Annotated in this window: 10 protein-coding genes and 1 pseudogene; 2 read left to right on the top strand and 9 right to left on the bottom strand. The window is 53.0% G+C overall.

Annotation, left to right across the window (positions count from 1 at the left end; translation table 11 throughout):
* Positions 1-492, top strand: a pseudogene (locus tag VMC84_RS00845) (FAD-dependent oxidoreductase); the annotation flags it as partial.
* A gap of 6 nt (positions 493-498) precedes the next feature.
* Here VMC84_RS00845 and VMC84_RS00840 read toward each other — a convergent pair.
* On the bottom strand, positions 499-2,784 hold the full coding sequence (locus tag VMC84_RS00840; RefSeq protein WP_325377197.1) for a PAS domain S-box protein: 2,286 nt from the start codon (positions 2,782-2,784) through the stop codon (positions 499-501).
* 355 nt (positions 2,785-3,139) lie between these two features.
* Here VMC84_RS00840 and VMC84_RS00835 point away from each other — a divergent pair, with 355 nt between their 5' ends.
* On the top strand, positions 3,140-3,727 hold the full coding sequence (locus VMC84_RS00835; protein ID WP_325377195.1) for a M50 family metallopeptidase: 588 nt from the start codon (positions 3,140-3,142) through the stop codon (positions 3,725-3,727).
* A gap of 673 nt (positions 3,728-4,400) precedes the next feature.
* On the opposite strand, the gene VMC84_RS00830 is transcribed toward VMC84_RS00835, so the two are convergent.
* The 8 genes from VMC84_RS00830 to VMC84_RS00795 all read right to left on the bottom strand — a co-directional run bounded on the left by VMC84_RS00830 (position 4,401) and on the right by VMC84_RS00795 (position 11,626).
* Complete coding sequence (locus tag VMC84_RS00830; protein ID WP_325377194.1) at positions 4,401-4,712, bottom strand: hypothetical protein; 312 nt, start codon at positions 4,710-4,712, stop codon at positions 4,401-4,403.
* 34 nt (positions 4,713-4,746) lie between these two features.
* On the bottom strand, positions 4,747-5,460 hold the full coding sequence (locus VMC84_RS00825; RefSeq protein WP_325377192.1) for a hypothetical protein: 714 nt from the start codon (positions 5,458-5,460) through the stop codon (positions 4,747-4,749).
* A gap of 71 nt (positions 5,461-5,531) precedes the next feature.
* Positions 5,532-7,139, bottom strand: a complete 1,608-nt coding sequence (gene flaJ, locus VMC84_RS00820) for an archaellar assembly protein FlaJ (RefSeq protein WP_325377191.1) — start codon at positions 7,137-7,139, stop codon at positions 5,532-5,534.
* 3 nt (positions 7,140-7,142) lie between these two features.
* The gene (locus VMC84_RS00815) at positions 7,143-8,957 is read right to left on the bottom strand and encodes a type II/IV secretion system ATPase subunit (protein WP_325377190.1); all 1,815 of its coding nucleotides are present in this window, start codon (positions 8,955-8,957) and stop codon (positions 7,143-7,145) included.
* Between the two features lie 9 nt (positions 8,958-8,966).
* The gene (locus tag VMC84_RS00810) at positions 8,967-9,701 is read right to left on the bottom strand and encodes an ATPase domain-containing protein (protein ID WP_325377188.1); all 735 of its coding nucleotides are present in this window, start codon (positions 9,699-9,701) and stop codon (positions 8,967-8,969) included.
* Positions 9,698-10,246: a hypothetical protein gene (locus VMC84_RS00805; RefSeq protein ID WP_325377187.1), complete on the bottom strand. Its 549-nt coding sequence runs from the start codon at positions 10,244-10,246 to the stop codon at positions 9,698-9,700. Before VMC84_RS00805 ends, VMC84_RS00810 begins: the two co-directional genes overlap by 4 nt.
* A 9-nt stretch (positions 10,247-10,255) precedes the next feature.
* Entirely contained in the window at positions 10,256-10,744 is a 489-nt protein-coding gene (locus VMC84_RS00800; RefSeq protein ID WP_325377185.1) for a hypothetical protein, read from the bottom strand.
* A gap of 66 nt (positions 10,745-10,810) precedes the next feature.
* Complete coding sequence (locus tag VMC84_RS00795; protein WP_325377183.1) at positions 10,811-11,626, bottom strand: hypothetical protein; 816 nt, start codon at positions 11,624-11,626, stop codon at positions 10,811-10,813.
* Positions 11,627-11,874: the final 248 nt, after the last annotated feature.

The following is an 11,874-nucleotide window of genomic DNA, read 5'->3' as shown; positions in this document are numbered from 1 at the left end:
TTCGCTTTTCTGACGAAGATTGCTTTAACTGAGCCCCTGGAGAATACGAACGAGTATGGTAGTACGATTGCGGAGCAGGCGAAGACTATCGGCGGGGGCCGGCCGCTCCTGCAGCGTTTAGGGGATTTGAAAAAAGGCCGGCGGTCCACCTGGGAACGCCTGAGGCGAAGCTACGTCGAGCCCACGCTTAAAGCCGTTACGCCGGGCGATATTTCCATGGCTTTGCCGCATCGGGTGGTCACTGATCTTCTGGAGGGCCTGGATATGCTGGACCGGGTGGTGCCTGGTGTGGCTTCCGATGCCACTTTGTTGTATGCTCCGGAGATCAAGTTCGCGGCCGTTCGCCCCGAGACGAGGGAGCATTTCGAGACGGCGGTGGTCGATGACCTCTACGTTTGTGGTGATGGGGCGGGAGTTACTAGAGGTATCGTGCCTGCCGCTGCCATGGGCATCGAGTGTGCCCGGGGCATCATCGAAAAAATAGAGAAATAGACAACTTTAAAAGCCCTTGGTTGTCTTATACTGGGACTGGAGCTGCAGCTTCTTATTTTTCCGGTAGAGCATTGCGTTAATGACGGCGGCGCTGCAGCGGTCCGCGACGATGTTCATGACGTCCATGTCTACCTTCTTATACGGGTGGATCTCCTTCCATTCCATGTGCAGCACGCCAATGATCTCCATCCGGTCCTTAATCGGCGCACCAAGGGCGGTCTTAAAGCCCATCTCCTTCAGTACCGGGCTGATAACACGGGGATCGGTCTGCAGGTCTTCCACGTAGAGGGGCTCGCCGGAAGCGGTGACAGTGCCCGAAAAGCCCCTTCCCGCAGGCACGGACAGCTTCGCTATGGCCGATTCATTAAAGCCGATACTGGCTTTCACGTTGATGCGGTCGTTCTCCTTCAGCAGGATCGCCCCTGCATCGGCTCCCATCGCCTGGGTGAGCCGTTGCAGTATCGATAGGAGCGTTTCTTCCAGGCTCTGGGCGTTCAATACGCTCTCGGAAACGTACATGATCATCGACAGCTCTTCGTTCGTATCCTTCAGGCGGTCAATGAGCTGCGACCATTCCTGGCTCATGCGCCGGTCTTCGGTGATGTCCTGCATGATACCGTACATGGTGAGGGGATTGCCCGAGTCATCGCGGGTCACCTCTTCCTCAACGCGCACCGTGCGCTCGGCGCCGTCTCCCCGGATTATCCGAATTTCTCCGCTGAACTTACCCTTCACGTGGAGGGCTTCATAGAACTTTTTCAAAACGGTTGCCTGCTCGTCCGGGTGAACGAACGATAAGAACTGGTCGAGGCTGACAGAGGGGCTTACCATCGGTATGCCCATAATATTGTATACCTCGTCAGATACCGAGATCCGGTCCGAGACCAGGTCCCATTTCCAGCTTCCTATGCCCGCGATGTGCTGGGTATACTTAAAGAGGGTCTCGCTCTCTTTGAGATTCTCCTCCATTTTCTTTCGCTCGCTGATGTCGAAGAACGTGATGAGGCCGGCGGGCTCGCCTTTATAGGTTATGTAGCCGGCGTTCAATTCCATCCACCGGGGCTCGCCGTTCCTGGAGATGAGCCTGCACTCATAGCTCGTCGGCGGCTGCTCGCCCTTCTGCCGGGCGAGGCCGCGCTGCCGGACGATCTCACGGAACTCGGGAGCGACGATGTCCCAGAATTTCATTTTAGCCAGGTCGTCACGCTTATATCCCGTCATCCATTCGACCGCCTGGCTTACGTCCACGATGCTCTCTCCCTGGTATATGACGACGCCCGCGTGGAGCTTTTCCATGATTATATTAAGCTTCTCCTCGCTTTCCAGCAGGGCGCCCTCCATGGCCTTGTGGCTGCTGACGTCCCGGAAACTGGCGACGGCCATAAAGCCTTTTTCCGACTTGATCGGGGTCACGGATACCTGGATCACGTGTATTGTTCCATCCGGCCTCCGGATCTCGAATTCCTGGTAACGGTCCGCGGGCCGCATGCCCTTCAGTATATCCTTACAGGTCGCCTGGAAGCGCTTATATGTCTTATCGTCCCGACTGTCTTCGGGCAGGATCGGGAACAGGATGTCCCAGGCGAACTTGCCCAGCGCCTGGTCGGCGGCTATGCCCGTGAGTGCCTCCTGGCTCCTGTTATAATCGATGATGATGCCTTTCTCATCGGTGATCATGATGCCGTCAGATGACTGCTCGATAATGCTCCTCAGCTTTTCTTCGCTCTCCCTTATGGTGAGATCGATGAGCTTCTCTTTCGTGACGTCCTCCAGGAGGATCGTGGCGCCCTGCTGGCCCTCCTCGAAGACCATGGGGATGAACTTCACGCTGAAGAAGCGCTCGTTACCCTTATGCTTGAAGTAGGCCTCGATGGACGATTCCTTTCCGCCCAGCGCGTCGGCGATGTTGGGCATGATGGAAGGCTCGAAGTCGAGGGCGGGCGAGATCGTGTTAAAATCTTTGTTAATGACGTCCTCCCGCTTCGCGTTGATGAACTCTAAAAACCTGTCGTTGACGTTGATGATCTTCCTATCGCTATTCAGTATCACGATCAGGTCGGAAGACAGACTTAACATCGAGGATACGGGCACCCTCTGAGAAATATAATACACTTTGGCGGGCCCGAAGGTCTTGACGTCAACGTTTCCCGAGATGGCAAGCATTTCCAGGTATTTGGCCACGGACTGTCTGTGCATCTTTATAGCCTTGGAAATCTCGAGGACGTTCATTCCTCTCGGATTCGCCTTCAGTACCTCTTTAATTTTAGTTAGCTCTTCCCTGTTAACGTCCATAGCTGGTCATATCTTCACTTTTATAAATTATATATACTCTTTGGTCGTACTGTTGGGCTGGAATAATTTGACGATATATTTTGACTATCATTTATGATGTTATCTTATGATGGACATAAAGCGCAATCTATATATACTTTTATTAGAATAACGTTTGTTGTGGAATCCATGATGCGAGGCAAGTATCACGGGTTTCTGGTGATTGAAATGCAAATAGGTTCGAATAAGGCAAAATTCATCATATTAATGGCAGCAGGGACGACGATGATAGCCACATATGTGCTGTCGTTCATGTTCTTCCCGTAGGTGAAAAATATAGACAAATTTATCATGAACATAAAAAGGAGACACGAAAATGGAACGGAACACGAAAAAATATACACTCAACGCCGGAATAATCTTCATTTCGATACTGGCGTTCGCTTACCTGACTACATATATACATGAGCTCGGCCATGCCATCATGATATGGCTCTGCGGCGGGAATATACTCCAGCTCAACGTGAATGGGCCCCTGTCCTTCGACAGCATCTCGGGCTATGTCATAACCAGCATGCCCTATAATATCCCGATCGTGATCGGCGGGACGCTGGCTACGACGATCGTCGCTGCCCTGATCTATCTCTTCTACCGGCGCACCATCCTTTCGTACATGATGCTCTGCGCGTCGATCTCTACACTCTATAATGCCGCCTACGCGCTGAGCGGGTTCGACGACTTCACCTGGCTCGCAACCCAGTCCTGGGCTGGCGTAATGCTCTGCGCAGGCTTCGTTATTATAAACTTATATATCGCTCAGCATGGCCTGTATGACCTATTCGACGATATGTGGGAGTACAGGACTCTCGACCGCCTGGGAGGTATCGCCAACCTTGGCCGCCAGACGCTTGCGGCCAAAAATTATGCGTCCTCAATGCTAAGCGTTTACAATTATCCAAAATAAAAACGAACCTAAAAACGCATTAGAAACGCCAAAACGCATAAAAACGTAAAAACGAAAAACGCATGAAAAACGTAAAAACGAAAAACAGCAAACAAAGGGGGGCTGTGAAGGATGTGTCTCCCTTCACACCTTCTTTTTTCTATTTTTATTTGCTGTGTTGGATATGCCTTTTTAAGTCTCGGAGTGTACTGAGGCACTATTTTTCACCACAAAGGCACGAAGAGCACGGAGGCTCACAAAGTCTTTTTTATAATTAAGAGACAAAGGGCACAGAGCCGCTTTTTGAACTTTTAAGATACAGGATATGATGGCACAGGGGCAAAAAGTGCTCTTGTTCATTCCACTGTGTCTTTGTATCCTTCGTGCCCTGATGTCAATGAACCGGCTTTGTGATTCTTTGTAACTTAATCTAAAAAGAAAACTTTGTGATCCTCTGTGCTCTTCGTGCCTTTGTGGTGAATAATAGTGCCCTCTGTGCCCTTATAAAGCTTAAAATAAAGGAGCAATTCAACACAGCATTAATAAGGTGAAAACAGTTCTTGGGTACTCATTGCAAGCTTATAATTAAGTCATGATCTCAATACTAAAATTATACCAGATTGATTAAGATCTCATGGATATGTTAAACGTTTAGAAAAACAGCAGGCTAAGCGATAGAAAAGGCTCGCTAAACCTAGTATGCCGAATGGTCGCCGAGGCACCGCTCGTCGATATCAAAGTAGTGGACGTACATGTGGTCGGACGCTATGTCCATATAGTCGTCGGAGACCAGGGATTCGATGAACTCCCGGGGAGACTCGAAGCCTAAGAGGCGGTAATACCTGGACGCTGCCGTAACGATGGGGACCTTATGGACCCCGGTCAGCTTAAAGTTCCTGTACACGATAGTGAGAGTGTCGCCTACATCTCCAAGCTTATGGCTATTGATGATCACGCGCCGGCCTTTAATGGACAGGGCGTCCAGGTCGCCTTTAGTCAGATACATATTCTCGATCAAACGCTACATACCCCCTTAATATCTAATGCTTCCTGGCGGACTTCTTTGCCGCCTTCTTGAATACCAGAGACAACTCAGTCAGCTCGCTTTCCAGGTAGTCGCAAGTCACGTGTTCGCTCAACATATCGCGCCGGATATCCTTTGCGCTACTGGCCACCTCGATCTTTGCCGACTGCTTGAGCTTTGCCAGCAGGTCGTCGTTCAGGACCAGCGGGTCTTTCTGCGCATTTTTCGCATTTTGTGCCGGTATATCCATTATCGGCTCCTTTATCCCTGACGCCGGCCCTGATACCGGCTTAGCCTCGGTGAGCGGTGCCACAGGGGACTCTAACGCTACGGCCGCCGCATCTTTTACAAGCGCAATATCGGGCGTTAAATTGACGGTGCTCTTATACTTTATTGCGAATTCCTTTACGTCTTCGATAATTTCTTTCATCTCCGGGCCGGCTTCGACCAGTGGCAGGACTTCCTTATAGTTCTGGACTTTCTCGACCTTTATGGACTCCAGGACTATGGGCTCTTTCTCCACCACCGGCTCGGCCGGTTTCAATTTTGCCTTGCCTATGCCCTCCGGATTCATGATGATCGAGTTAAGCTGCTCGTCGATCGCCTGAATCTCCTTGCTCTTCGGCCTGAACAGCCGGCCCGCTGCGAGCGCGATGGTCGTCAGGGGACTCGAATAGTGTGCCGTATTGATGGCCGGTACGGTCCCGGCATTTACGTTCGTAACCATCATTATGCCCTCCATTTGATTATTCATATTTTTTACAGATCTTTTGCCTCCTATGTTGATGCCTATGACCATTTTCACACCCCCGAGAGTGACGTGAAAGTGAATATCGACTGCACGACTACCGGCACGACGAGAAGGACGATGCCCGAGAGCACCGCCATGATGGAGCCGTAGAAATACAGCATATAGGTATCTCCGCCGTCCACGTATTTTGCAGACAGGGTATCGGCTATGGTCAGAATTACGACAAGCGCCACGCCGAACGTGGCCAGGAGATGCGTCGGAACGTTCTGGAACATCGTGAAGCCCAGCGAGTTCACCGAGAAGCCCGAGCCCGAGATATCGGTGCCCGAGTTGAACGACATCGTACTATACAGGTTTGTTATCATCCCTGAGAATATGATGAGGATCTGGATCACGAACAGGGTGAGCGCGCACATGGCCGTATGCATCGGAAAGATGAGCGTCGTGAAGCTGGACGAGACCAGCCGGCGCTTCATGCGGAGCAGCACGACCTCCATGTTGGTGTTGTTCACGAGCTTGCCGATCCTGTCGGCGTCGCCGCCCATGTCGATGGCGTCGGTAAAGATGTGGGTGAACTTGCTGATGAGCTCGCTGCCGCTGTTGCCAATGAACTTATTCCAGCATACCTTCGGGTCAAGGCCCATGACCAGCCGGATATAGAGCTTCTGGACCAGCGGCTCCAGGCTTCCGATGGACTTCTGGTCGACCTTCGTGATGCCTTCCTTTACTGTAAGGCCCATGCTGCCGACCACCGAGCCCAGCATTTTGATGAACTGGGAGTAGTCCTCGTCCCGCTTCGTGACGTTCTTATTGTCCCTCCACCCGATCAAGCCCATAGGGGCGATTATGAGGCCGAGGACAATGAGTATGATGCCCATGTCGACGCCCACCGCGAACATGGCGATTGACAGTATAGCGGCGACGGGCAGGAGGATCTTGCTCATATCCTTGATCCTGTCCTGCTCGGGGGAGCGAGTTTCCATGCTGTGGGTCTTAAGCTCCTTCGGGGCTTCCGACCGGAGCACGAACGAGCCTATGCCGGCGATCAGGGCTATCACGATAAGCGTGGCACCGATCATCGTTTCCGGATCGCCCATGTTATAGATGCATGTCGATAGCAGCACTGTCACTGACATAAATGACACGGAGACGAGCAGGGCGGTGTAGGCGTCAGTCCACTTTTTCATGGACTCCAGGCTCCTCTCGTACTCGTTCTTGTAGATGACCATCATGGTCTGCCACTCGCTTTCGAGGAACTTGGCCTCGGGCTCGCCGGCGGCCATCGCGTTTGAGAGGCGCATGAGGAGGTCCTTTAGTCTCCAGTTCGAGACCCTTTCCGCCACGATGTTACACGCCGTGCCGTACTCGTAATTCCAGTTCTTGGCCAGGACGTAGACCTGGTTCATGTATTTTGAGCAGGCGTACTCGTCGCGCTCCGACACGCGCTTGAAGATCTCGTCCCTGCTGATGTTGGCCGTGGCGATGGAGTTCATGTAGGTGACCATGTAGAGGACGTCGATGTCGATGCGGTTGTTCTCCATGTATGTGCGGAAGTAGCTGATAATGGGCTCGAATAGCGATAAAAAGCTGTTTAATAGCCCTTTCAGGCTAAACTGAGACTTTTTCGCCTTCTCCGAATTTGCAGTTACTCCGCTCATCGTTCATACCTCCAGCTTGAGCATGCCTTGCTTTTCGACCTTGGTGATGGTCTGGAAGAACTCGTCGTAGTCCGTGACGCCGGACTCCTTGAGCTTCATCAGGATGTTCTTGCGCTTCTCGATCTCGTCGTACATGAGGTGCATCTTATTCTGGGGTATGCCCAGCTTCCGGGCGATCTTTTGCTCCAGCAAGTAGCTCGACTTATTGGCCCGGAACTCGAACTTATCCGTCACCGGGTCCCAGGAGAAAGCCTCGATATAGTTGAAGCCTTTGGTCTGGGGGTTATAGCCGACGATCTCGTTGATGGACATGACACGGCGCACGGTTCGGCCGTCGGGCCGGCGCACGGCGCTCTGGATGATCACTAAGTTAAGGTTATCCACGTACGTCTTCGGGACGTTAATGGGGTCGCCGGTGAGACGCTGGATGAGCTTTTCGACTGACGCCGCATGGAAAGTCGACATGACCGGGTGGCCTGTCTGTATGGCCTGGAAGGCGATGGCGCCTTCTATGCCACGGATTTCGCCCACGATGATGTAGTTGGGGCGCTGCCTTAACGCCGCCTTCAGCAGGTCGAACATGCCGACGTCCGAGGAGTTCTCTCCCTTGTTGCTGGCCCGGGTGATCTCTCTCGTCCAGTTCTTGTGGGGCACCTGGACTTCGGCCGTATCCTCGATGGACACGATTTTTGCGTTCGGCGATATGAATGCCATGATGGCATTTAGCGTGGTCGTCTTGCCGCTCGCGGTCTCACCGCTGACGAACAGGCTCATGCCTTCCTGGATCATGATCCAGAGGTAGGCGGCCATATTATAGTCGATCGTATTCGACCCGATGATGTCCTGAATGCTCAGCGGCTTCGCGTTGAACTTACGGATGGTGAAGTTGCTGCCCCTCTTGGATACGTCCTCGCCATAGACGATGTTTATACGACTGCCGTCCGGGAGCGTGGAGTCGATAATCGGGCTGGCGTAGGTGATAGGCTTGCCGATGCGCTCCGATAGCTGGAGCACGAATTTGTTCAGGTCCTCCGGGTTGAACTCGATGGTCGTCTTCAGGCCCTTGAAGACCTTATGCTCCAGGAAGATGGGGCCGTAGCCGTCACAGGTAATATCCTCGATGTTCGGGTCGATGATGACGGGGTCCAGCAGGCCCATGCCTATCTTATCCCTCAGCATCAGGTATTCCAGCGCCTGGTACTCGCCTGCCGTCAGGTAGAGCTTCTCGTTATTCTCCTTCTTGCCGGACACGATGGCCAGCAGGCCGGACAGCATGTTCGCCGAGACCTTGCCATTCTTAGCGCCATGACCGGCGGGGGCTTTATCATTGGCATCCTTCTCGGGCGGTTTGCCATTGCCGATAACGCATAGCTGCCGCAGGCATTCCTTGAGAATATCCCGCCGCTCTTCCGGCGTCTTAGGATCGAACTTCGATACCAGGTCGACCAGGAGCTTTTCGGCGAGTGGGACGTATTTTTTCACGTCAGAGATGAAGCTGGGCTCCACCGGGATGTAGTAGTTCCGGACGTCATTCACGTCCGGATAGATATGAATATAAACGGAATCGCCCACCGGATAGAGGACGTTCGGAGCCTTCAACTCGCCCAGCTTCTTATCGAGCCTGGGATAGAATTTCGGGATCTCCACGGTGTCGGGCGGAATGAGGTGGAAATAGTCCAGCAGGAACGGGTTCTTTTCGACCTCCTTCTTCGTGGCGTCATCCAGGCTGTTAAACGTGCTGCAGCTGGTAAGCTTAGAGTGATCGTGGACGTCGGGGCTTGTATTTATTGCGAATGGTAGGTTGACTTCAGCTGCCATGTTCTCACCTTATACCGATATGGACGAATAGGGCACGACCTTCAGCCCGTAGCCCGGGTGCACTTCGAAGCTCACCATGTTCCCGGCGACCTTCTTCGCTCCCCGCATCTTGACGACTTCCATCATACCGACGTTCTTGTCGCCCACCGTCTCGAGCCGGAGCTTGATGTGGCCGTCCGCGATGGACCGTATGCGTGTCAGCGTATCCTCATCGAAGGCGTAGGAGTGTAAAGTGATGATCACGGTCTTTCCCCGGTCACATTCGCTCTTACACTCGGTGAAGAAGTTGAACAGGCTCTCCTGGCTCGCGCAGAACGTGAATGGCGTGAACGAGTCGATGACGATGAGTTCCTCTTTCGCCTCGCGGATACAATCGATCATGTGGAGCAGGAAATTTTTCGACAGCTCCTCGGTCCACTTGACCCCTTCCAGGTCGATGGGGTAGATCTTCAGGTAACCCCAGGCGAAATAGTCGGAGACGTCCATGCCGAGCTCCTCCATCTGGTGGAGCAGGCTGTGGGAATTATATTCGCTGGTGAATATGGCGGCGCTCAGGCCATCGTTCATGCCTCCCCAGACGATCTGCTGGCAGAGGACGCTTTTGCCCGTGTCGTTCGCTCCCTCCAGGAGGTTCAGCGAGTTCAGGGGCAGGCCGTCGGCGAGCTTCTTGTCGATCTCAGCGTTGCCGGTGGGCAGGACCCGCTTCTTTTTTTCGCGCATCTCAGCTTGTGTATCGGCCATCATGTTTGTGTCTCCTCTTTGCCCTCGTTTACTACCGGGATATAGCCCGAAGTCGTCATGCCGTTCGGCACGGTGATCATGAGCCAGCCTACGATGCCCGTCTCCGGTCTCTCTGGTAGTGAGACCTGGCAGACCATAGCCTCGCCAGGATCCCAGACCCTGGGGTTGATAATGTCCGGCGTTATGTTCACCATCGTCCACGAGGGCTGCGTTGCATTGATATCGTTCGAGTAGGGGATCCAGTACGTCCGGGTCTTGTTATCCGTCCGGTTGCTCAGGGTGATGAACATCTCCATTTTGGTTATATTGACTATCTTCGTGTCTCCCGTGTTGTGTAACGTCATCGTGAACGTGTTATTATTAAGGCTGACGTAGTCGTATTCGACCGAGATCTGGGTCTTGAGCTGGTCGTTCTTCACGTTCATGACGTCCTTGAGCGTCGATGTCATGCCGTCCATGGACGCCGTAAAGCCCGAGAAGAGGGCGTAGGATACGACCATCAGCACCATCAGCGCGATCCCCGATGCAATCACAGAATCAAATCCCATGGCAACACCTCAGACCGTGAAATAGTCCTCGCAGAATACGCCGTTATACAGGACGGCCCTGATCTTGTAGTCGTTACCGGGAGTGAATTTCTCGTCCGAGACGATCTGGATCTTCATCGTCTCTCCGGGGTCCCATCGGCCATTGCCGTTATCGTTCTCGATCTCGAAGGTCCAGGAGGGCGCCGAAGTGGCGTTCAATACCGCCCTGGCCATGGCCGAATTTGTTTCACCGTAGAAAATATCCGTATTATTAAAGCTCGACGGTAAAAGCTGCGTCTTACCGGTGTTCTTCAGCCACGCGGTAAGAGTATATTCCTGGTCAGTTGTTTCGTAGATGAACTTGATATCGGATTTCATCCGGTCGTTCACGGTGCTCGTGGTACTCGTGATCGAGCCGGCCATGCTGTAGACAGAGGGGAAGACGGCGCTGATCAGCGCGACCGCGGCGATGATCGTCGCGATCATCAGTAATGCGCTGCTTATGACTTCCGATGCCATCTTCCTCTGCCTCCAGTACCTGCTTAGATGTAACTAAATTCGCTTTCATATTATATTCAAAATAATTTACAGGATGTTCAGTGTGCGATCCTCGTACCCGAGCATGATCGCCAGCATCCTCGAATCCATGTCCTTGTCCCTGGGATTAAGGATAAGGAAGAGCGCGTACATATCGCCCACGCATTCCTTGATGTCGATGTCCTTGGGGATCGGCTCCACCTCCGGGCATACGAGCTTGCACATCTTCTCGATGATAGCCCGCGTCTGGGGGTTCAGATAGCCCATGGACACGTATGCGTCCAGCAGGTTATAGAACCGGGCAGTGCCGTTCTTCATGACGACCGACTTGGTCCACTGCATGAGCTTTATGATAGTTTCAGGGTCGAGCCTGGCCGGGTCCCTTGAGCGGACGGCAGCCTCGCGCTCCTTGATCTCTTCTTTCATCTGCTTCAGCAGAATTTTCGCATCCTCGAATTCGCTCATTAACGCATCCCGCCTTTCAGCCATCTCTTCGATCACCGGATCGGCCAGCGGTGGAGTAGCCTGTACCTGGGGGGCAGGATCTACTGGCTTCGCCTTGGCAACGGGTGTCTCTTTCTTTTCCATTACCAGTGTCTCCGGCGTTTCCAGCTCTTCCGGCTCGTCCAGCTCATCGACCGGCTCTGCGGGCGCATTGCTCATATCTCTCACCTCAATTCCTGCGGTAGGAGCCTGGAGCTGCTGCAGGTTGACGAAGGGATTCTTAGTATTGTTCATCTCGTCGCGGATGTCGATCATCAGCTTCTTGATGGATACCTTGAGTACCTCGAGATCCTTCTCCATCGCGTCGATCCTCTTCTGGTCGTCGCTTGTGTACACCACATCTACAGCAGCATTATCCAAGTCTTACAGCCTCCTGCATTGTATCATTCCCTGTCTTGTGTCTCAGAACTTTAAGTCGCAAACCCTTTCAAAGAAAATTGAAAGGGTGGTGCGGCTGTCTTAGTACAGCGCCATTGTGTTGTGGATGGCGGCCGGTATGGTGACCGTAATCGGCAGGGTTGCTCCCTGGGGCGGAATAACGGTTAACGTGACTATGTCGTTCGGTTTGACATCCGATGCAGTACCAGAATCAACCTTGCTCGTAGTGT

Origin of the sequence: Methanocella sp., assembly GCF_035506375.1 — an archaeon.
Classification (GTDB): domain Archaea; phylum Halobacteriota; class Methanocellia; order Methanocellales; family Methanocellaceae; genus Methanocella.
This window is presented reverse-complemented; position numbering and strand designations above follow the sequence as displayed.